We start from the raw sequence: 22,755 nt of genomic DNA on the forward strand, positions 1-22,755 counted from the left end.
AACATGAGATTAGATGAATTGGTAAAGCCACTGTTGATCTATGAAGAAAGAGGCTTATCCTCCGTCGACATTACAGGGATCCAAACAGATTCGCGCAAAGTGGAATCAGGCGATTTGTTTATTGCTCTGCGAGGTTTTGATACGGATGGGCATCAGTATATAGAGCAAGCGGTGCGAAATGGGGCGAGCGCGGTTGTGAGTGAAGAGGAGCACTCTTACGGTGTAGCAAGTATTCGTGTGCCTAATTCACGACGAGCGATGGCAGTGCTCGCAGCGCATTTTTATGATTATCCTAGTAGGGATATTAAAGTAATAGGGATTACAGGAACGAATGGGAAGACGACGACTGCACATTTGGTACAGCGTATTTTAGCTGATGCAGGACAGCAGACAGGGTTGTTTGGAACCAATGGGATTCACATCGGGGAAGAGATTTTTCCAACTGCTAACACAACCCCGGATGTAGAGAAATTGCAACAGGGATTAGCACGTATGCGGGAAGTAGGATGCACGTATGCAGTAATGGAAGTCTCCTCCCATGCACTTAGTTTGGGTAGAACGCACGGCTGTCGTTATCATACAGCGGTATTTACTAACCTTACGCAAGATCATCTTGATTTTCATGAGTCGATGGAATCATATCGTGCTGCTAAAGGCTTGTTATTTGCTCAGCTCGGAAATGATTACCAAGAGATGAAAGGCAATGTTCCGTTGGCGATTCTAAACAGAGATGATGAGAGCTCTCATTACTATGAGCATATTACCCCTGCTCAGGTACTTACATATGCCATTGACCATGAAGCCGATGTGCGTGCCACTGACGTAAGAGTTACATCGGAAGGCACCTCCTTTCGTTTACTTACCTATGAGGGCACGACTGACGTTCATTTACAGATGGTGGGGAAATTTAGTGTTTATAATGCTTTGGCAGCTATTGCGGTCACATTGCGTGAAGGTGTCCCGCTTTCTTCTATTGTGAAGAGTTTGCAAACGGTTGTGGGAGTGGATGGCCGGTTTGAACGTATTGAAGCACCTTCTCACATTCCATATACTGTGCTTGTCGACTATGCGCATACTCCGGATAGCCTCTCCAATGTACTAAGTACGATCCAGGGTTTTGCTGCAGGACGTGTGTTGTGCATTATTGGCTGTGGAGGTGACCGCGATCGCAGCAAACGACCGCTGATGGCCCAAATAGCTGTTCATCATAGTGATGTTGCTATTTTTACTTCAGATAATCCGCGGTCAGAGTCACCGCTATCGATTTTGGAGGATATGGTCAAAGGTGTGCACGACTCTTGTAAGGATCATTATCATACTATTGTAGATCGTCGCGAAGCGATTCGTACGGCGATGAGCTTAGCGCGAGCGGGTGATGTGATTCTCATCGCGGGTAAAGGGCACGAAACGTATCAAGAAGTAAATGGTGTACGTTTCGACTTTGATGATCGTCAGGTTGTACGCGAAATCTGGCAAGGAGAGGAGGGAATGTGATGAAGCGAACATGTGAATGGATTGTTAAAAAGACTGCTGGGCGCCTTTATGGAAAAGTAAGTGACCGTCAGCGCTGGGTTGCGGGAGTATCTACAGACACGCGTGCGCTCAAGACTAATCAGCTCTATATCCCTTTGGTGGGGACGAGGTTTGATGGGCACGATTATGTACAGGATGCGATTGCGAAAGGAGCAGCTTGTGCTCTGTGGCAAAACGATCTTCCATTACCGATAGAATCGGAAATTCCTCTTATCGTGGTGGAGGATACGCTGGAAGCTTTACAGCAGCTGGCTCGTGCATATCGTCAGGAATGTGAAGCGACGGTGGTTGCGATTACGGGGAGCAATGGGAAGACAACCACAAAAGATTTAACAGCGGCAGTGTTATCTTCCTCTTACCGCGTGCATAAGACAGAAGGGAACTACAATAATCATATTGGTCTGCCACTTACCCTTCTAAAAATGGAAGAAGACACAGAAGTGGCCGTTGTTGAGATGGGTATGAACCACGCTGGGGAGATCGAACAATTATCCTATATCGCTCAGCCGGATATTGCTGTTATTACTAATATAGGGGAAGCTCATATTGAGTATCTGGGTAGCCGTGAAGCGATTGCAGCAGCAAAACTGGAGATTCTCGCCGGTTTAAAAAAGCAAGGGTTGATTATTATCAATGGTGACGAACCGCTGTTGACGACTCCACTGAGGGAGGTGGAGTGGGAAGTGATAAAGATAGGCAAGTTTATGTCAACAGATGATGGGCCAGAGCAGTGTGAAATGGATCGTACTGGTATCTCTTTTCGCTCCCGTCAGTCTCGTCACCAATTTGACTTGCCTCTGTTGGGAGAACATAATGCCATGAATGCGTTGATGGGTATTGCTGTCGGGCGGGCGTTAAACATAACGGAAGAGAAGATGGCTATGGGTTTAAAAGAGGTGCGTATTTCAGGAATGCGCTTGGAGACAAGACGTGCCCAAAATGGTATGCTCATCATTAATGATACGTACAATGCTAGTCCATCGGCGATGCGGGCTTGTATTGACTTGTTGATGGATTATGATGTGAAAATGGAAAAGTGGCTACTTCTCGGTGATATATTGGAGCTGGGAGATGAGGAGGCATATTATCATCGTGAAGTAGGGCAATATGCCGCACAGAAAGGTGTAACGAGATTGTACACTGTGGGTGAGCGCGCGCGTTGGATTGCACAAGGAGCAAAAGATGCTGGTGGCGTAGAGCATATATATCACTTTGATGAACGGACAGAGGCCGTTAAAAGCTTGAATCGAGAAGGTCATGACAATGTTGTTATCTTAGCGAAAGCATCACGCGCGGCTCGCTTAGAGACAGTAGTAAATCAGCTTTGTGAAGGGGAGACGAGTCACTAATATGGACAAACCACTAAATGCAGAGATTATGATCATTATTCCGCTCCTGCTATCTTTTGCAATTTGTGTTCTTATCGGACCCATGATGATTCCCGCGTTGCGTCGTTTAAAGTTTGGTCAGAGCATTCGTGTGGAGGGACCGCAGGCGCATGCGAAAAAAGCAGGCACACCCACAATGGGCGGAATTATGGTAATGGTAGCCGTTGTGTTGACAACAATTCCGATTAGCAATATATTTGGGGGCTTTTTGCTTAAAAATGCTGATTTGTTTTTTTTGTTATTTGCCACCATTGGTTATGGGATCTTGGGATTTCTTGATGATTACATTAAAGTAGTGATGAAGCGTAATTTGGGATTGACCGCACGTCAAAAGCTATTAGGGCAATTTTTTATCGGTGCGATTTTGTTTTGGGTGTTGTTAGAGGTGCGAGTGATTGATCCGGAGTCAACGTTAAGTGCTATTTTTGAAGTGACGATTCCGGGGACCGATATCCTTATTTATTTAAATTGGCTTTACCTTCCGCTCTTATTGATCATTATGATTGGTTTTTCCAACGCTACCAACTTGACGGATGGCTTGGATGGTTTGTTAGCTGGAACCGCGGCAATTGCTTATGGCGCTTATGCTGTGATTGGTTTTATCCAGGGGAATAGCTCAGTAGCACTCTTCTCAGCGGCAGTGGTAGGGGCCCTGCTCGGTTTTCTTGTTTTTAATGCTCATCCTGCCAAAGTGTTTATGGGTGATACGGGTTCACTTGCGTTGGGAGGCGGCCTGGCAGCTTTGTCGATAATTACGAAGACAGAGCTGTTGCTGCTAATAATCGGGGCAGTCTTTTTTATCGAGGCACTTTCGGTTATGTTACAAGTGGCGTCATTTAAGTTGCGCGGAAAGAGAATATTCCGCATGAGTCCCCTTCATCATCACTTCGAATTGGGTGGATGGTCGGAGTGGCGAGTTGTAACTACATTTTGGATTGTAGGTTTGTTCTTCGCGCTGGTGGGAATATTCCTCTTTTCTCCTGAGGTGTTTTTAAAATGAGTAAGCAGCCCTCCCCCTTTTTAGGGCAGACAGTGGTAGTGCTTGGATTAGGTAGAAGTGGAGTTGCTGTAGCTAGGTTACTTCATGCGCACGGGGCTAATGTTACGGTTAATGATGCCAAAGAGCGTTCTCAAGCCCCAGAAGCCGATGTATTAGAAGCGTTGGGGATACAAGTGATATGTGGGGGTCATCCAGATGATCTCATTAATGAAGAGGTGGATTTTGTTGTAAAAAACCCAGGCATTCCATATCGAATTGCTCCCATTGTTTCAGCAATGGGGCGGGGTATTCCTGTAGTGACAGAAGTAGAAGTGGCTAGTCGAGTGGCTAAAGCGTCTATAATTGGGATTACAGGTTCCAATGGGAAAACTACTACCACCACCCTGGTAGGAGCGATCATGGCTAAAGCGGGGCAGAAGTACCAAGTAGCAGGAAACATCGGGCGGGCGTTAACGGATGTGGTTACCGATATGGAAACAGATGAATGGTTGGTGGCAGAACTATCCAGCTTTCAGTTGAAAGGAACTTCTACTTTTCGCCCACGTATTGGAGCTCTACTTAATGTGACAGAGGCTCATCTTGATTATCATGGCGCTATGGAGGACTATGTGTCTTCTAAGCTTTCCCTTTTTCAAGCGCAGCAACAAGAAGATTTGGCTATACTCAATTATGATGACGAGATCTGCCGCAAAGTATCTGGATCGCTTTCTTCCCGCATCTGGTGGTTTAGCCGCACACAGTCTGTTCCTTGTGGTGTGTGGGTGGAGAGAGGAGAAATTTTGGCGAAGATGGAGACTGGACTGGTTCAGTCTGTTTTACCTGTTGCAGAAGTATTGATACCTGGACAACATCATTTGGAGAATGCGTTAGCAGCGACAGCGATTGCTTTAGCAGCAGGCTCACCACTTCTTGCTATCCAGGAAACCTTGCGAACGTTTTCAGGGGTAGAGCATCGGTTAGAGTTTGTGCGTGAATATAAAGGAGTACGGTATTATAATGATTCCAAAGCGACCAACGCACAGGCGGCACGCTTAGCGTTAGAGTCATTTTCAGCACCGGTGGTCTGGATTGCGGGTGGATTGGATCGTGGGGTTGACTTTCACGAATTACTTCCGGTGTTGGCCAAACAAGTTCGTGGTGTGGTTGTCTATGGTGAAGCTGCTTCAACATTAGCGGCACGTGCTGAAGAAGCAGGTGTACCATTTAAGGAAGTAGAAGACGTATTAGCAGCGACACGAGTGGCTAGTGCATGGGCGCAGGCAAAAGATGTTGTCTTATTGTCGCCGGCATGTGCCAGTTGGGATAAGTACCCTTCTTTTGAGGTGCGGGGAAGCATTTTTAAACAAGCTGTGCATAGGCTTAATTAAAAGAGCCAAGCCCTGTGCGGAGGTGTAAGCACGTGTCTCCAACGCGAAATTCTTATGATCATGTCGTTGTCGTTGTAATATTTCTACTGTTAGCTGTAGGTGTGATGATGGTATATAGTGCTAGTGCGGCATTCTCCTATCATAAATTTGGAGATCCGTTCTTTTACGCGAAGAGGCAAGTATTATTTGCAGCACTAGGAGTTTTTTTTATGTTTATCGTGGCGCATCTTCCCCCCGATAAGTTTGAAAAGTGGTCGAAGCCTGCGATTCTTGTTTGCTTTTCGTTGCTTGCAATTGTATTAGTTCCAGGTGTGGGTCTTTTACGGGGAGGGGCACGCAGTTGGTTGGGAATCGGTGCTTTTAGTATTCAACCGTCCGAGTTTATGAAGCTGGCGCTTATACTGTTTCTCTCTTATTATCTTTCCCGCCATGGGCATAAGCTGACTCGTTTTTGGACAGGATTATTTCCCCCATTAGCTTTGGTAGGGACTGCATTTGCCTTTATTATGATGCAACCCGACCTTGGGACGGGCACTGTATTGGTCGGTACGGGGGTAGCCGTTCTTTTCGCTGCGGGTGCGCGCATGAAGCATCTTGTGGGTTTAATGATGGTTGGACTAGGTGGGTTTACAGCTCTTGTTTTGGCAGCGCCCTATCGGATTAAACGAATTACAGCGTTTTTAGATCCATGGCAAGATCCTTTGGGAGCGGGGTATCATCTCATTCAATCCCTTTATGCTATTGGACCTGGTGGTTTGATGGGATTAGGTCTTGGAATGAGTCGTCAAAAGCATCTTTATCTGCCTGAGCCTCATACTGACTTCATATTTTCTATTTTAGCAGAAGAGCTAGGTTTTCTAGGAGCAGGAAGTGTGATTGCATTATTTGCTATACTGGTATGGCGAGGTATTCGAATCGCGATCACGGCTCCTACTATATTTATGAGCTTAACTGCAGCGGGGATTACAGCGATGATTACCATACAAGCTGTTATCAACATAGGGGTAGTGACAGGAGCGTTTCCCGTCACAGGAATTACTCTTCCGTTTCTAAGTTACGGGGGATCTTCTTTAACGCTAACATTGGTTGCCGTTGGCATTCTTTTAAATATATCTCGCTTTGCAGAAGCGACGGGTTCTCCTCGTTATTAAACAGTGGTGTTAAAATAAGAGCGTTAATTTAGATTGTATTGTTATCCAGCGATAAAAAGGACAAGTGTGCGATGGTGGTAAGAGGTGTACGATGGACAAGAATATAAAAGAGCTTGGAAACCGCCTGCTTTTTTGGGCTGTCGTCACATTTGTGAACCTTAGGCATAAGATACGGTATACCTCGTTATGCCATCGATTTAGGGAGGGCCAACCAAGTGAATCAAATCATACAAGAATTAAAACAAGCACATATTGAAGATATCAGACCAAATGAACCAATGTCCCGACATACCACTTGGAAGGTGGGAGGACCGGCTGATTTACTGATTTATCCAAAGACAAAAGCAGAATTACAAGCAGCGATGATGATTATATATCGCCATCAATTGTCATGGCACGTAGTCGGGCGGGGCTCTAACCTCCTGGTTCGAGATGGCGGATTACGTGGCGTTGTTTTTCGTTTAGATGAAGGTTTCGATGATATGGAAATTAAGGATACACGTGTGACGGTTGGTGGGGGCTACTCGATTGTACGTCTCTCCAACAAAATCTCTCGGATGGGTCTATCCGGACTGGAGTTTGCTGGCGGCATTCCTGGTACTGTCGGTGGTGCAGTCTATATGAATGCTGGAGCACATGGCTCGGAAGTAAGGGAAGTATTGGAATCAGCCGAAATCTTATTGGAAACAGGCGAATGGACTCGTTTGACTAATGAAGAAATGGGCTTTTCTTATCGAACCTCCATCTTACAAACAGAACTGCCTGGTATTGTAACGGAGGCTACCTTCCAAACGAAACCAGGCGATCGAGATGAAATAGGCGCAGCGATGGCACAGTATAAAGATCGCCGTCGCATGACTCAACCTTTGCAATATCCATGTGCAGGCAGTGTGTTCCGCAATCCCCCTGGAGACCATGCCGGTCGTTTGATTGAAGCTTCCGGGTTAAAAGGGTATCGCATTGGGGATGCGGAGGTGTCAACACTGCATGCCAACTTTATCATCAACCGGGGCCAAGCTTCGGCCAACAATGTTCTCACCCTTATTGATCATATCATCCAAACGGTTGAAGAACAGTTCGGTGTATCTCTTCATCCAGAAGTATTGGTGGTGGGCGAGGAGTAAATGGAGGTGGAACATTGACGCATTTCAACATTGAGGGCGGTTATCCGCTAGTAGGCACAATCCGTATCCAAGGAGCCAAAAATGCGGCATTGCCAATCCTGGCAGCCACTGTTTTAGCTGAAGGAGTATATGAAATTCGCGATGTCCCTCGCCTGTCTGACATTGAAGTGATGATTGATATTTTGGAAGCATTAGGTGCAAGGATCACGCGGATTGGACATACAATTTGGGTGAATACTTTTCATCTCAATACCTCTCATATTCCGCATGATTTAATGAGAAAAATGCGTTCTTCCATATTCTTGATGGGCCCTTTATTATCTCGCCTGCAAGAAGTATGTATCTCGCGACCAGGAGGATGCGCGATTGGAGCAAGACCGATTGATCTGCATCTAAAGGGATTACAGTTACTCGGCTCTGAGATTGATGAGCGGGATGGGCATATATTGTGCCGAGCTACGATGTTGCAGGGTGCTGAGTTAACACTTGAGATGCCGAGTGTAGGTGCTACCGAAAATCTAATGATGGCAGCAGTGAAGGCAGAAGGTACAACGGTTATACGTGGAGCGGCACGTGAGCCCGAAATCGTCGACTTACAATCATTCCTTAATAATATGGGGGCAGATATCGAGGGTGCAGGCACGAATACGATCGTTGTGCGTGGCGTAAAGACGTTATCTCCCACCTCCCATACCATTATCCCTGATCGTATTGTAGCCGGTACATTGATGGCAGCAGCAGCAGCTACGCAAGGCGAGATCACGTTGCAGCACGCAATTGCAGCACACCTGGATAGTTTTATTCAGCACTTAAAGGAAACGGGTACAAAAATTGAGTATGATGAGCATACGATTTGGTTACGTGGTCTGCCTCAGATGTCGGCAGTGCGCCGTGTTGCTACAGCACCCTATCCGGGTTTCCCTACTGATCTTCAACCACAGATGATGGTGTTATTATCACTGGCACAAGGGTCTAGTTTGATTACAGAAAGTATCTTTGATGCTCGACTCAAACATGTGGATGAACTAAAGAAAATGGGTGCGCACATGATTGCAGAACAAAACTCGGTGCGAATTCGGGGAGTTCCCCAATTGTATGGGGCGCATGTGTATGCAACTGATTTACGGGCAGGTGCTGCTCTTGTGATCGCCGGTCTCTGTGCGGAAGGTCGGACGAAAGTAGAAGGGATATCGCACATAGATCGTGGTTACGAACGGTTAGAGGAGGTATTTTGCCAGCTAGGTGGGAAAGTGGATCGTTCGGTAGCCAAAATTCCTTTGCATTAAAAGCAGCGCAGCCCGTGTCGCTGCTTTTGTTTGTGTGGTAATATATACTTGAAGCTCGACAAATGTGTTTCTATTCTACCCGTGGAAGAAAGGGTGAGAGATGTTTGTTGAAACCAAGTGTACCCAAGTTGCCAACATCTTCTCAACCCAAGCCGCTTAAATTTCGTTCATGGAAGGGCATCGGGTTGATTTTTCTCTTTTTTACCGCTGTACTGCTGCTATTATTTTTGCAATCACCGCTAGGACGAGTAGACTCCGTACGAGTGCAAGGGAACCATTGGATAACAGAAGGAGAGGTGCGTAAGCAACTCTCGATTGGGGAAGGCTCCTCATTCTTTGGTTGGAGTGCCGATGATGTAGAAGATGGCCTTACGACTCTCCCCACAATAAAAGATGTGGATGTACAAAAAGAGTATCCAGGCGTTGTACAAGTACATATCCGAGAACATGATCACGTCGCATCGTGGCAAAGCGGAGGAAACGTATATCCAGTGCTGGGAAATGGTCTGATTATTCATCAAGAGAGTGAGCAGGCGCAACATACTTTATTGCTTAAGGAATGGCGACAGGAACAAGTAAAAAAGATCGGACAAGCCCTCACCCAACTATCCCCGGACTTGCGAAAACATCTTGTGACGATCTCACCTTATCCCAATGAGGTGTATGACGACGGAATTGAGATGACTACCGTTTACGATCATAAGGTCTTTATGCGTTTGGCAGAGCTTGATCGCTTTACCAACTATGAGTTTTTCCGTGATAAGCCAGCTGGAAAGCTTTATATTCTCGATAGTATCTGGTTTGTACCTGATGCGAAAACGGCTTCTTCATCGGATTGAAAAAGTTGAGGAGCGATAAAGGGAATCGATTGTCGGCTGTTGAATTAGAGATCATATGCAAAAGATGCTGAAGATAACGGTTAACCCTCACTTCTCCCCTGTTCCTATCTCTTTCCACCACCGGGTTGAGTTATGGGCGAGGAGGTGTACTGAAGTTTGAGCAGTTCTAACTTCATTGTCGGTTTAGATATTGGAACGAGTTGTGTGCGTGCTGTAGTGGCGGATTGTAGCAAGCGCGAAGTCCAAGTAATCGGAATCGGTTCAGCCCATTCGAGGGGGATGAAGAAGGGCGCGATCATTGATATTGATCAAGCAGTTACATCGATTCGCGAGGCTATTGAGAGTGCAGAGCGAATGATTGGGATAGAGATTCATGAAGTATTTGTCGGTATTTCAGGAGGACATGTCACCCTTACACCCAGTCACGGGGTAGTGGCTGTCTCCAATGACGATCGCGAAATTGGGGTTAATGATATTGAGCGCGTGTTGCAAGCGGCGCGTGTCATTTCACTTCCACCAGAACGTACTGTGGTAGAAGTAGTTCCAAAGCAATTTGTCGTCGACGGATTACGCGAGATTAAAGATCCCAATGGGATGATCGGAGTTCGGTTGGAAGTAGAGGCTATGATTGTCACAGGTGCGAAGACGATGATTCATAATGTTTTACGCTGTGTAGAGAAGGCCTCTTTAACAGTTGCAGGGGTGACTTTGCTACCTTTAGCTGAAAGTGAAATTTGTCTTTCCAGCGACGAGAAAAACTTGGGTTCGGTGCTCATCGATTTGGGGGGAGGAACAACTACGCTGACTGTGTTTCAGCAAGGGGAATTGGTTGCGACGGCAGTTGTTCCTGTTGGGGGAGAAAATATAACAAATGATTTGGCTATCGGCTTGAGGACACAACGGGAAGCGGCTGAAAAAATTAAGGTAACGTCTGGAATCGCTTCAACCAAACTTGCAGATGATGAGACGACATGTGACATCCCTTGTATCGGGAGCAATCAGAAGAGAATGGTTAGTCAGATGGAGCTTGCACAAATCATTGAACCGCGCGTGGAGGAACTTTTTCTCTTGGTACAGCGCAAGCTGGAAGAATTGGGTTATGGACAGTTAGCTGGCGGCTGGATCCTGACAGGGGGTGGAGTCTCTTTGCGTGGTACGGTGGAAGTTGCTGAAAGGGTCGGAGGTGTAAACGTACGTACAGCCATCTCCGATGCAATCGGTGACCAGGATCCTTCGTATTCTGGTGGGATTGGCGTGGTATATTATATCGCCCGAAAATGTAACCATCATCGTGAAAGCCATGAGGGGGTCACTGCGGCTCGTAAGCAACGAAGCGGTCCATCACCATTTGAACGAGTAAAGAGTTGGTTTAGTGAGTTTATATAGATGATCCTATGCCTATGGAGGGACTAGACATGTTAGAGTTTGATATGGACATCGAACAGATCGCACAAATAAAAGTGATTGGTGTAGGTGGGGGCGGTAGTAATGCTGTCAACCGCATGATAGAAGGTGGAGTAAAAGGCGTTGAATTCATCGCCGTGAATACAGATGCACAAGCACTAAATCGAGCTAAAGCACCTGTTAAATTGCAGATAGGTGAAAAGCTCACCCGTGGGTTAGGTGCCGGTGCCAATCCAGAAGTGGGTAAAAAAGCAGCAGAAGAAAGTCAGGAATCCTTAGAGAATGTACTTAAAGGTTCAGATATGGTATTTGTAACCGCTGGGATGGGTGGAGGAACGGGTACAGGTGCCGCCCCCGCTATTGCTCAGATTGCACGCGATATTGGAGCGCTCACGGTGGGGGTGGTAACACGTCCCTTTACTTTTGAAGGTCGTAAGCGCTCCTTACAAGCGGATCTGGGTGTTAAAGCGTTAAAAGAGCATGTAGATACTCTCATTGTTATTCCTAATGATCGCTTATTGGAGCTAGTGGATAAAAATACACCGATGTTAGAAGCGTTCCGGGAAGCAGATAACGTACTACGCCAAGGTGTACAGGGGATTTCCGATTTGATCGCCGTTCCTGGTCTAATTAACTTGGATTTTGCGGATGTAAAAACGATTATGACCGAGCGAGGATCAGCGTTGATGGGTATTGGTACGGCATCAGGTGAACACCGCGCAACTGAAGCGGCTAAAAAAGCCATTTGTAGCCCCTTGTTGGAAACCTCAATCGAGGGTGCACGCGGCGTTTTGATGAATATTACTGGTGGACATAATCTCAGCTTATATGAAGTGAATGAAGCTGCCGATATTGTGCAGTCGGCTTCGGATACAGAAGTAAACATGATCTTTGGTGCTGTGATCAATGAAGATTTCAAAGATGATATTCAAGTTACGGTAATTGCAACTGGTTTTGATCAGAAAGAGCAAGAGAGTGAGAAAGGTGCCACTGTGAAAAAGCCACAGTTTAGATCTACGGAAGAAGAGAAAGGAAATACGAAGAAAGAGTTCGATATTCGCTCATTTAAAGCAGACGAAGAAGACTCATTAGAAATTCCTACGTTTTTACGGCATAAACGCAAAAAGTGACGCATAGAATGGAGATGTCCCATTATGGGGCATCTTTTTTCTGTTCGACAAAAAAAGTTTTATTCAAGCGTCAAGATTAGACAGACTCTGAAATATAGATTAGGATATACTGTTTGCAAATGAGGTTCCAGATGAGGGAGTAGTAAGAGATGGTCATTTACGCAGATATGGTCTTTCTTCTGAACTTATGCATTGACTTTCTTCTCTTATGGTTGACAGCAGTGATCAGACGCCAGCCTTTCCGTTATGGCAGAGGAGGGATAGCGGCGTTGATCGGGGCTTGCTATTCCGTTACCTACCTATGGTTGGGAGGAGCGGTCTCCTATACACTTCCCGCTAAGTTGCTCGTTTCGATGGGAATCGTGTGGATTGCCTTCGGATATGTCTCTTCCGCGGCATTTTTACGCAACCTAGGGGTGTTTTATCTTATCTCATTTGTGACAGGAGGTGGAATGTTCGCGCTACATTATATCATGACGGGTGGTGGACAATCGGCAGGAGGGGCATTTTTGACACAGTCAGCAGGTTGGGGCTCTCCTGTTTCATGGATTTTTGTTCTCCTCGCTTTCCCAGTCATGTGGTACTATACACGAATCTCCTTTCGCTCTTTACAAGAAAAAAGCGAGATTAATCAATTTTTGACACCGATCGTAATTGTAATGGATGGAGCTCGCATTCAATGTATGGGTCTTGTGGATACTGGTAATCAACTTCGTGATCCTATGTCACGTGATCCGGTGGTTATGGTTGAATGGGAGTCTGTGCTTCCATTTATACCTGAATCTTTGCAAAAAATAATGAAGAGTGATAATTGGTGGGATTATATACACCAGTTACCACCGGAATGGACGACTCGCATTCGCATTGTCCCCTATAGAAGTGCAGGGAACGACGGGAAAATGTTGTTAGCATTGAAGCCAGATCACATCGAAGTTAAGGTGGGTGATCAGACTCATGTAACGAAGAAGGTATTGTTAGGTTTACAAGATCATCGTCTCTCTTCAGATGGTACGTATCAAGCGATTATTCATCCCTCATGTATGCCCGTCGCAGGGACTTAATCTAAAAAAGGGAGGATGTTGATGTTGGTCAAATGGAGGATTGCTTTTCAGTTAATGTTGTATCGACTGTTAATCCATCTAGGGTTAAAGGGAGAAGAGATCTATTATATCGGGGGGAGCGAGGCGTTACCTCCACCACTGGAACGAGACGAAGAGAAATATTTGCTGGAGCGACTACCCGACGGTGATTCTGCGGTTCGTGCGATGCTGATCGAGCGTAACTTACGCTTAGTTGTCTATATTAGCCGCAAATTTGAGAATACGGGTATCAATATTGAAGATTTGATTTCTATTGGCACTATCGGATTGATTAAAGCGGTTAATACGTTTGATCCTTCTAAAAAGATAAAGCTGGCTACCTATGCATCGCGTTGCATAGAAAATGAAATATTGATGTTTTTACGTCGCAATAATAAGATTCGCTCAGAAGTTTCATTCGATGAACCCCTTAATACTGATTGGGATGGAAATGAGTTGCTACTCTCTGATGTGATGGGTACGGAGGAGGATATTATTTATCGCGACATCGAAGATCAAGTGGATCGCAAGATCTTACGCACAGCACTGCTCAAATTAAGTGATCGCGAACGCAAAATTATGGAGCTTCGGTTTGGTTTGAATGGGGGCGAAGAAAAAACGCAAAAAGATGTAGCTGATATGCTAGGGATTTCACAGTCATATATTTCTCGCTTAGAGAAGCGTATCATCAAACGGTTGCAGAAAGAATTTAACAAAATGGTCTAAAAGTTCGTTTGTTGGCAGATGAAATTATAAATTTTCCTCCGAAGGAGATACTAAGCATTAAGCTTTCCTAGGAGGGGAATCGATGGCACGAAACAAAGTGGAGATATGTGGGGTCGATACATCTAAACTTCCCGTATTGACGAATAAGGAGATGCGCGAGCTGTTTCGTGCTCTACAGACTGAGGGAGATCGTTCGGCACGAGAAAAATTAGTAAACGGAAACCTTCGCCTCGTATTAAGTGTAATTCAACGCTTCAATAATCGTGGTGAAAATGTTGACGACCTCTTTCAGGTTGGTTGTATTGGATTGATGAAGGCGATTGACAATTTTGACCTCGGTCAAAATGTGAAATTTTCTACCTATGCTGTCCCGATGATTATAGGTGAAATTCGTCGTTATTTACGTGATAACAACCCAATTCGTGTTTCCCGTTCTCTACGTGATATTGCATATAAAGCCTTACAAGCCCGAGATACATTAACCAATCGGCACTCTACTGAACCAACAGTGCAACAAATTGCAAGTACTTTAAATGTATCGAAGGAAGAAGTAGTATTTGCCCTTGACGCTATTCAAGACCCGGTCTCGTTGTTTGAGCCTATTTATCAAGATGGGGGAGACCCCATCTTTGTCATGGACCAATTAAGCGATGACCGTGATAAGGATATTCATTGGATTGAGGAGATAGCTTTACGAGAGGCGATGGGTCGCTTAAATGATCGTGAAAAAATGATATTATCAATGAGATTTTTTGAGGGGAAAACGCAGATGGAAGTAGCTACTGAGATTGGGATCTCACAAGCTCAAGTTTCGCGTCTTGAAAAAGCAGCCATTCATCAAATGGAAAAGTTTATCCACTAATAGCTGTACCCTCCTAGGGTCAGCTCTATTTTTTTGGCACTAATAAGAGCCAGGAAACATGTTTTTCTGCCTTGATCGATATATTGTTAGAAAGAGAAGGTAGAGAGGCGGCGATGATCGATGAATCACCCGAGTGACTCCTCTATAAGCGAGGGTCATGGCAATGGCAATATGATTAAGATTTCAGATCTCCAGGCTAAAGACGTGATATGTATTACAGATGGACGCAAATTAGGTCATATATATGATTTGGAGTTAGATCTGCATCAAGGAAAAGTTACGTCTATTATTATTCCAGGTGACACGAAGTTATTTGGGTTGTTGTCTAGTGGGAAGGAGTGGGTGATCCCATGGCATCACATCGTGAAGATTGGGGCAGATGTTATCTTAGTAAGACTGGAACAGCGCTCCTTTGATCCGACTTCTTCCCACTCACCCTATCCCCCGCCCTATCGTCGCTCATAAGTATTTTAGTTTCCCAAGATCATGTGGTAATATATGATCGAGGGAGGGAAATGTATGGAACCTTTTCAACTCCAACAGGCGACGGATGTACCATATCTTACCTTGAACCGATGGGAGCAGATGGATCCCACACTCGTTGTTGGGGTGAGTGCCCGCAGATTGCAGATTGATGAGGATCGTTTGTGCGACAACTATGCCTTACACGTACAGGATGACCCGGAGCGTGTACGACAAAACCGCCAACAGCTCGTTGATGAGCTGGGCTTTTCTTTATCAGCGTGGACATGTGGAAACCAAGTACACGGGGTACATATTGAACAGATTGGGATAGGAGAACGAGGACGCGGTAATAAGTTACTTGAGGATGCACTTCCCGCAACCGATGGTCTATTTACCCGGGAACAAGATATTCTACTCACTTCATTTTACGCGGACTGTGTGCCTCTTCTCTTTTATAGCCCCGACAAAGAGATAATCGGCGTGGCACATGCAGGTTGGAAAGGATCTGTGGCAGGAATCGGGACGAAAATGGTGAATTTGTTGAACGAGCAGGGTGCCAAGCACGAACATCTCCAAGTTGCCATTGGTCCTTCGATTGGAGCGTGTTGCTATGAGGTGGACGAATTGGTGATGAGCCCAGTTAGAGAGCAACTCGGCTCTAGTTGTGATACGATCGCCACAGCAACAGAGGAAGGCAAGTGGAGATTAGATCTTAAAAAATTTAATCAGGAACTATTAGTGCGCGCGGGTGTACCACAAAAAAATATATTATGTTCTTCTTACTGTACCTCTTGTGATGAGAAGCTGTTTCATTCTCATCGTGCTAGTGGGGGCAAAGCAGGTCGAATAGTGGTATGGATCGGAAAGAAAGGGTTTTCACCATGAGTTTATTACAGCAAAACTATCAGAACGTTTCATTAGAGATTCAAAGAGTTTGCAGGCGTGTGGGGCGTGATCCTCGTACTGTCCGTGTAATCGCTGTTACCAAGTATGTTGATATTCCTACCGCAGAAGAAGCTCTTGATTTAGGCATAGAACACTTAGGAGAAAGCAGAGTGCAGGAAGCGATGCGGAAATGGGATCAGCTGGGAGAAAGGGGGACATGGCACTTTATTGGACATCTCCAGCGTAACAAAGTAAAAGAAGTTCTTGCTCGTTTTCAATATATTCATTCGTTGGATCGTTTTTCATTAGCTGAGGAGATTCAAAAGCGGGCAGAGCGGGTAAACAAGGTAATACCTTGTTTTGTGCAAATCAATGTAGCACAAGAGGAACAAAAACATGGATTGTTGCGTTCAGAAGTAGAAGATTTTGTGCGACAGGTATCCACCTTTAGCCATCTTAAATTGGTGGGATTGATGACGATGGCTCCATATACTGAAGAGGCAGAAGAGACACGCCCTGTTTTTCAAGAATTAAAGCGAATTCAAAGGCAGATTCAAAAGTGGGATCTTACCGCTGCTCCAGTTCCCCATTTATCAATGGGGATGTCTCGTGACTATCAAGTGGCGATTGAAGAGGGTGCAACATGGATTCGCTTGGGGTCAACATTGGTAGGTCGCACACAAGAATAGGAAATGATAGCAGGAGAAAAGGAGGAATTGAGGTGAGTAATTTCTTAGAGCGAGTCATGGGTTTTTTTGGTGTCAATGATGAAGAGATGACGGAGTATGTGGAAGATCCAGAAGAGAGAATGGCTGCGACGGCGAAGAAAAGAAACGTGGTCTCAATCCATTCACAAAAAAATATCCGAGTCGTATTGGTGGAGCCGAGAACCTATGACGAGGTTCAAGAAATTGCGGATCATCTCAAAAGTCATCGTCCCGTTGTTGTCAACCTCCAATTAATTCAACGTGATACTGCAATGAGATTTGTTGATTTTTTGAGCGGAACAGTTTATGCTCTTGGAGGTAACATTCAAAAGCTGGGCAGCCATATCTTCTTTTGTACCCCTGCAAACGTGGATATTCAAGGTAATATGACCGATTTTTTGAAGAATGAAATGACTAATGATTGGTTGAGGTGAACCAATGACAACGATACTTACGATAATTAACTTGCTTGTAACGGTGTATTCATATATATTAATCGGGTACATTTTTTTATCCTGGGTCCCACAAGCGAGGGAGTCCGTTCTCGGACAAGCATTAGCTCGTTTAGCAGAACCCTACTTAGGATTATTCCGCCGTTTTATCCCCCCTATTGGGATGATAGATATTTCGCCTATTGTTGCTCTTATCGCTCTCCGATTAGCATGGCGTGGACTTGTAGTTCTTCTCGTTATGATAAGCGGGTGGATATAAAAGTGGTTCGAAACGAGTTTGCTCACTTTAGGAAAGAAGAGCATCCATTCATTGAACGATGTTTAGACTGGGTTGAGCGTACAAGGCTCTCTCATAAATATTCACTTACACCGTTTTTGGATCCACGTCAACAGTATATCTTAGAAACGATTGCAAATCAGGAGATAGAGACAAAGCTTTATTTTGATGGCGGTTATCTAGAAGCGGAACGTAAGCGGGCATTGATCGTACCAGAGTATGCAGTGCCAGGAGAAGACGATTTTATGCTAGCTTTTATGGAGATCACTTCAGGTGGTAATCAGTTACCCTGGAAACATAAAGATGTGTTGGGTTCTATGCTCGGTCTAGGTATTAGAAGGGATCAATTAGGAGATATTACAACTAGTTCTTATCATTCACATATCATTTTAACTCAGGAAATGGTAGAGTATGTAAGCGCGCATTTATCTCATGTCGGATCCCATCGAGTAATGCCTGAACCACTGGGAAGAGACCAACTAAAGGTATCTATTCCCGAGGTGAAAGAGCGCCAATCGTCGGTCGCCTCCCTTCGTGCGGATACGATAGTAGCGGAGGGATTTGGGATTTCTCGTAGTAAATCTTCCCAATTGATTCGTGCTCAAAAATGTCGAATAAACTGGAAAACCATTGATTCTCCGTCCTATCCAATTGCACCCCTGGATATGATCTCACTCACAGGATTTGGCAGGGTTAAAGTGGAGTCGATCGGGGGTATAACCAAAAAAGATCGGCGATGGGTGAACCTATTGCGATATATCTAGCGTTTAATTAGAGGACGGGCTATTTTAGGAAATGATGTAGCATTTGGAGAAGGGATTCGCTCACGTTTGTCGAAGATGTCTATTCTTAGGAGGAAAAGAAAAATTCATCCAAGCAAATGAGAGCCACTACCATACGTTGAAACTTCATTTCACGGGAACCAGCATAAATGATTTTTATGTAAAAGAAGGAAATTACCCACGTCAGGTGCTAGGGAAAAAAGGATTTAAAGGTCATTCTAGCAGGGTCTGAACCCTACACTGTGGGCGAAAGCTAGCATTTAAGCAGGAATTTTGGTACCATTGTCGAATAGGGAAGACAGTGTCTAAATTTAGGAGGTGCGGAACATGGCATTAACGCCAATGGATATACATCAGAAGGAATTTAAGCGTTCTTTCCGGGGATATGATGTAGATGAAGTAAATGATTTCCTCGATTTAATTATTAAGGATTTTGAATACCTAGTACGGGAAAAACAACAACTCGAACAGCAGGTGGACGATCTGCAGGAGGAGCTGGAGCGTTCATTAGAACAGCAACCTCAAGCAACTTTGGCACCACCGCCAAAAGCTCGCTTCCAAGCACCACCTGAACCTAAACCACAACCGCAAGTGAATCACCAAACTGAGAATGTACTGGCTTCGATGGAGCAAAGCATCCATAAGTCGATTCGTGTTGCTCAAGAAGTGGCAGAAGAGGTTCGCTTAAATGCGAAAAAAGAAGCAGAATTGATTGTACAAGAAGCAGAGAAAAATGCGGATCGTATTATTAATGAAGCATTACAAAAAGCACGCGCAATTCATAGTGAACTATTGGATCTGCGTCAAAAAGCAACGGTGTATAAGGCGCGTTTCCGTACATTGGTGCAATCTCATCTCGATATCTTAGATAATACAGATTGGGAATCACTAGAAGAGTTGGAGACTGGTTTGGAAGAACAAGGGGATCATCTAGAAGCATTAGCTGAGCCAGCACAAACACCACTTTTGGACAAGCCAGTAAGTCAGGATACGTATAGTGGTTATGAAGAGCAAGGAGACTATCAAGAGGGTTACCAAAGCAACTATCACGATGAATATGCTTCAGATGAGTATCATGAAGATGAAGAGTATGCCCCAGCGATGGAAGAAGAGCAAGGGTATATGGAACAAGGTTATACCGAAGAAGAAGAGCCTCGTCGTGAATTAAGGCGAACATCGCGTAAACTAAAAAAGAAAGCCATGTTTTAATATCAAATCAGCTGGGATCGGGACAGTAGATAGAAGTGATATTCCGCGTTCAGCGAGTTAGGGATGGTGGAAGCCTAACCGGAAACTTCTTTTGAAGATCACCCAGGAGCTGTCATCTGAAAGCCATAACGTAGGTAATTAGGATGGACCGAGTCACTCACGTTACGAGTACGGAGTGAATCCTGTGATAAGTGTATATGGGGTTTATTAGGGTGGTAACGCGGGAACCTTCTCGTCCCTTTGGGATGATGAGGGTTTTTTATTTTTTATTGGATGCAAATAACAACTATATGTGGAGTGGGTGAACGAAGTGGACTATAAACAAACGTTAAATCTTCCGCAAACGGATTTTCCTATGAGAGGAAACCTACCGCAAAGAGAACCTGAAATGCAGTCCAAATGGTTAGAGATGAATCTGTATCAGTTAAGACAGGAGAAGAATGAAGGAAAACCTACTTTCACCTTACATGATGGTCCCCCATATGCTAATGGAGATTTACACATTGGTCATGCACTCAACAAAACATTAAAAGATTTTATTGTTCGCTACAAGTCGATGGCTGGCTTCCGTGCGCCTTTTGTGATCGGATGGGATACACATGGGATGCCGATCGAAAATGCTATGATCAAGAAAAAGAAGGTTAAACGTAAGGAAGTAGATCCAGTAGCTTTCCGTCAGATGTGTAAGGAATATGCTCTTTCCTTTGTTGAAAAACAGAAGATGCAGTTCCGCCGTATTGGGATCAGCGACGATCCTGAGTATTCCTATGTTACGTTGCAGCCGGAGTACGAAGCGGAACAGATTCGCCTGTTTGGAAAAATGGTACAAGGCGGGCACGTCTATCGTGGCCTCAAAACGATATCTTGGTCACCTACTTCAGAGACCGCGTTAGCAGAAGCGGAGATTGAGTATGCGGATAAGCGTTCGGCTTCCATTTATGTAGCATTTTCTGTGCAGAACGGTAATGGCGTGGTTCCTGCTGACAGTGAGTTTGTTATATGGACGACGACGCCATGGACGATTCCAGCTAACTTAGGCATTGCTGTAAACGCGGATTTTTCTTACAGTTTGCTCGAAGCAGAAGGACGGAAACTGATTGTCGCTAAGGAGTTAGCTACTGAGGTAATGGAGACCATCGGGGTGTCGGAATGGAAAGAGGTAGCTTGCTGGCAGGGATCAGAATTAGAAGGTGTGGTGTGTGCACATCCTTTCTATCAACGTCAAAGTCCTGTGCTTTTAGGGGAACATGTAACCTTGGAATCAGGAACGGGTTGTGTGCATACGGCTCCCGGTCATGGTGAGGATGACTTCTTGTTAGGAAAAAAGTACGGGTTGGATATCTTGTGTCCTGTTAATGAGAAAGGTGTTTTTACTGAACAGGCACCAGGGTTTGCGGGTCTTTTTTATGAAGAGGGGAATAAAGCTGTAACGGAAAAACTGAAAGAAGAGGGAGCCTTATTACACCTCGGTTTCATTACCCATCAATATCCACATGATTGGCGTACGAAGAAACCGATTATCTTCCGGGCGACAGAGCAGTGGTTTGCTTCCATTGACGGGTTTCGTGAACAAATGCTAACGGAAATTGAAAAAGTGGAGTGGAAGCCTGCCTGGGGCGAAGTGCGTCTTCATAACATGATTCGTGATCGTGGGGATTGGTGTATTTCACGACAGCGGATTTGGGGCGTACCACTACCGATCTTTTACTGTGATCAATGTCGTGAGCCACACATTACAGAAGAGTCGATCCATCACATAGCTACTCTTTTTGCTCAAGAAGGGTCCTCCAGTTGGTTTGCTAAAGAAGTGGATCAGTTACTCCCACCAGGAGCCACTTGCGGCGCCTGTGGTGGTACGCAATTTGTAAAAGAGACGGATACGATGGATGTTTGGTTCGATTCGGGCAGCAGTCATGCAGCGGTGTTGGAGAGTAGAGAAGATTTATCTTTCCCAGCAGATCTCTATTTGGAAGGATCCGATCAATATCGAGGATGGTTTAACTCGTCGCTCTCCACTTCCGTGGCTACAAATGGGAAGGCACCATATAAGCAGGTTGTGAGTCATGGTTTCACCTTGGACGATAAAGGACGGAAAATGTCAAAGTCACTGGGGAACACGATTGATCCACAAAAGGTAATCCAACAGTATGGTGCGGATATTTTGCGTTTGTGGGTATCATCCGTTGATTATCAAGCGGATATGCGTGTTTCTGATAAAATTTTGAAACAGATTGCGGAAGCATATCGCAAAATCCGCAACACATTTCGCTTCCTACTGGGGAATGTGGCAGATTTCGATATAGACAAGGATCGCATTCAGGCGAAGAGCTTAGAAGAGATTGATCGCTATGCACTGGTGAAATTACAGCGCCTTGTGCAAGACGTAGAGGTAGCATACGATCGCTATGAGTTTCATCAGGTATATAGTCAAGTTCATAAATACTGTGTCGTCTTCCTCAGTCAGTTCTATTTAGATATTTTGAAAGATCGTTTGTATACTCTGCCTCAGGATGACCATGTTCGTCGCTCAGCACAAACGGTTCTTTACGAGACGTTAGTGGTTTTGGCTAAACTGCTCGCACCTATCATTCCTCATACAGCGGACGAGGTATGGCAGTATATTCAAGGTATAGAGGGGGAGAGTGTACACTTACAGGAGTGGCCGCAGTTAGAGGCAGAAGAAGATCTCGAATTGGAAACGCGCTGGGACGAATTTATTGAACTTCGTGGTATGGTGCTCAAGTCTTTAGAGGAAGCGCGCGCGCAGAAGATAATTGGGAATTCGCTCGGTGCCGCGGTTCATCTCTATCCATCTACAGAAAATGCAGCCTTACTTGAGAAAATGGGAGAGCTAACCCAGCTTTTTATCACATCAGCAGTCAAGGTGCATCAACCAGACGGTGGGGAAGGATTACGGGTTGAGGTAAAGCCGGCAGAAGGAGATAAGTGTGAACGCTGCTGGATGATTTCACCCACGGTTGGTAAAGAAGAACGTCATCCTACATTGTGCGATCGCTGTGTCGGTGCCGTAACGTCAATTTAAATAAAAAAATAAACAAAAGCGACAGGCCACGGTCTGTCGCTTTTGT

Annotated in this window: 20 protein-coding genes, 1 pseudogene and 1 other annotated feature; all 21 genes and pseudogenes read left to right on the forward strand. The window is 45.1% G+C overall.

The annotated features are described in order from the left end of the window. The first annotated feature begins 3 nt into the window (after window positions 1–3). The 21 genes and pseudogenes from NXZ84_RS03405 (at window position 4) to ileS (ending at window position 22,709) form a co-directional block, all read left to right on the forward strand. Complete coding sequence (locus NXZ84_RS03405; protein WP_258838875.1) at window positions 4–1,494, forward strand: UDP-N-acetylmuramoyl-L-alanyl-D-glutamate--2,6-diaminopimelate ligase; 1,491 nt, start codon at window positions 4–6, stop codon at window positions 1,492–1,494. Continuing rightward, entirely contained in the window at window positions 1,494–2,882 is a 1,389-nt protein-coding gene (locus tag NXZ84_RS03410; RefSeq protein WP_258838876.1) for a UDP-N-acetylmuramoyl-tripeptide--D-alanyl-D-alanine ligase, read from the forward strand. The genes NXZ84_RS03405 and NXZ84_RS03410 overlap by 1 nt, the downstream gene beginning before the upstream one ends. Before the next feature lies 1 nt (window position 2,883). Further along, window positions 2,884–3,921 carry a phospho-N-acetylmuramoyl-pentapeptide-transferase gene (gene mraY / locus NXZ84_RS03415; RefSeq protein ID WP_258838877.1) on the forward strand — a complete coding sequence of 346 codons (1,038 nt, stop codon included), beginning with the start codon at window positions 2,884–2,886 and terminating at the stop codon, window positions 3,919–3,921. Beyond that, window positions 3,918–5,288: a UDP-N-acetylmuramoyl-L-alanine--D-glutamate ligase gene (gene murD / locus NXZ84_RS03420; protein ID WP_258838878.1), complete on the forward strand. Its 1,371-nt coding sequence runs from the start codon at window positions 3,918–3,920 to the stop codon at window positions 5,286–5,288. The genes mraY and murD overlap by 4 nt, the downstream gene beginning before the upstream one ends. Before the next feature lie 32 nt (window positions 5,289–5,320). After that, entirely contained in the window at window positions 5,321–6,439 is a 1,119-nt protein-coding gene (spoVE, locus tag NXZ84_RS03425) for a stage V sporulation protein E (RefSeq protein WP_258838879.1), read from the forward strand. A gap of 215 nt (window positions 6,440–6,654) precedes the next feature. After that, window positions 6,655–7,563 carry a UDP-N-acetylmuramate dehydrogenase gene (gene murB / locus NXZ84_RS03430; RefSeq protein ID WP_258838880.1) on the forward strand — a complete coding sequence of 303 codons (909 nt, stop codon included), beginning with the start codon at window positions 6,655–6,657 and terminating at the stop codon, window positions 7,561–7,563. Between the two features lie 14 nt (window positions 7,564–7,577). Beyond that, window positions 7,578–8,849, forward strand: coding sequence for a UDP-N-acetylglucosamine 1-carboxyvinyltransferase (gene murA, locus NXZ84_RS03435; protein WP_258838881.1), 1,272 nt, complete (start codon window positions 7,578–7,580; stop codon window positions 8,847–8,849). Between the two features lie 128 nt (window positions 8,850–8,977). After that, a complete protein-coding gene (locus NXZ84_RS03440) occupies window positions 8,978–9,688 on the forward strand; it encodes a cell division protein FtsQ/DivIB (RefSeq protein ID WP_258838882.1) in 711 nt (236 codons plus the stop codon). A gap of 156 nt (window positions 9,689–9,844) precedes the next feature. Next, window positions 9,845–11,074 (forward strand): cell division protein FtsA, encoded by a 1,230-nt coding sequence (ftsA, locus tag NXZ84_RS03445; protein WP_258838883.1) that lies wholly within the window; start codon window positions 9,845–9,847, stop codon window positions 11,072–11,074. Between the two features lie 29 nt (window positions 11,075–11,103). After that, window positions 11,104–12,222, forward strand: a complete 1,119-nt coding sequence (ftsZ, locus tag NXZ84_RS03450) for a cell division protein FtsZ (protein WP_258838884.1) — start codon at window positions 11,104–11,106, stop codon at window positions 12,220–12,222. A 149-nt stretch (window positions 12,223–12,371) separates the two neighbouring features. Then, window positions 12,372–13,283 carry a sigma-E processing peptidase SpoIIGA gene (spoIIGA, locus tag NXZ84_RS03455; protein WP_258838885.1) on the forward strand — a complete coding sequence of 304 codons (912 nt, stop codon included), beginning with the start codon at window positions 12,372–12,374 and terminating at the stop codon, window positions 13,281–13,283. A gap of 21 nt (window positions 13,284–13,304) precedes the next feature. Continuing rightward, window positions 13,305–14,027, forward strand: coding sequence for an RNA polymerase sporulation sigma factor SigE (sigE, locus tag NXZ84_RS03460; RefSeq protein ID WP_258838886.1), 723 nt, complete (start codon window positions 13,305–13,307; stop codon window positions 14,025–14,027). Between the two features lie 82 nt (window positions 14,028–14,109). Then, complete coding sequence (gene sigG, locus NXZ84_RS03465; protein ID WP_258838887.1) at window positions 14,110–14,889, forward strand: RNA polymerase sporulation sigma factor SigG; 780 nt, start codon at window positions 14,110–14,112, stop codon at window positions 14,887–14,889. A 120-nt stretch (window positions 14,890–15,009) separates the two neighbouring features. Then, the gene (locus NXZ84_RS03470) at window positions 15,010–15,354 is read left to right on the forward strand and encodes a YlmC/YmxH family sporulation protein (RefSeq protein WP_258838888.1); all 345 of its coding nucleotides are present in this window, start codon (window positions 15,010–15,012) and stop codon (window positions 15,352–15,354) included. Window positions 15,355–15,408: 54 nt separating this feature from the next. Next, complete coding sequence (gene pgeF, locus NXZ84_RS03475) at window positions 15,409–16,239, forward strand: peptidoglycan editing factor PgeF (RefSeq protein ID WP_258838889.1); 831 nt, start codon at window positions 15,409–15,411, stop codon at window positions 16,237–16,239. Then, entirely contained in the window at window positions 16,236–16,928 is a 693-nt protein-coding gene (locus tag NXZ84_RS03480) for a YggS family pyridoxal phosphate-dependent enzyme (RefSeq protein WP_258838890.1), read from the forward strand. The genes pgeF and NXZ84_RS03480 overlap by 4 nt, the downstream gene beginning before the upstream one ends. 86 nt (window positions 16,929–17,014) lie before the next feature. Further along, the gene (locus tag NXZ84_RS03485; RefSeq protein WP_309495800.1) at window positions 17,015–17,380 is read left to right on the forward strand and encodes a cell division protein SepF; all 366 of its coding nucleotides are present in this window, start codon (window positions 17,015–17,017) and stop codon (window positions 17,378–17,380) included. Window positions 17,381–17,384: 4 nt separating this feature from the next. Next, window positions 17,385–17,657, forward strand: a complete 273-nt coding sequence (locus tag NXZ84_RS03490) for a YggT family protein (RefSeq protein WP_258838891.1) — start codon at window positions 17,385–17,387, stop codon at window positions 17,655–17,657. A gap of 2 nt (window positions 17,658–17,659) precedes the next feature. Continuing rightward, window positions 17,660–18,439, forward strand: coding sequence for a YlmH family RNA-binding protein (locus NXZ84_RS03495; RefSeq protein ID WP_258838892.1), 780 nt, complete (start codon window positions 17,660–17,662; stop codon window positions 18,437–18,439). Window positions 18,440–18,784: 345 nt separating this feature from the next. After that, window positions 18,785–19,372 (forward strand): annotated as a pseudogene (locus NXZ84_RS03500) (DivIVA domain-containing protein); the annotation flags it as partial. Between the two features lie 298 nt (window positions 19,373–19,670). Continuing rightward, window positions 19,671–19,909, forward strand: a binding site (T-box leader). 67 nt (window positions 19,910–19,976) lie between these two features. Further along, window positions 19,977–22,709, forward strand: a complete 2,733-nt coding sequence (ileS, locus tag NXZ84_RS03505) for an isoleucine--tRNA ligase (RefSeq protein ID WP_258840323.1) — start codon at window positions 19,977–19,979, stop codon at window positions 22,707–22,709. Window positions 22,710–22,755: the final 46 nt, after the last annotated feature.

The sequence above is a fragment of the Mechercharimyces sp. CAU 1602 genome, assembly GCF_024753565.1.
GTDB lineage: Bacteria > Bacillota > Bacilli > Thermoactinomycetales > JANTPT01 > Mechercharimyces.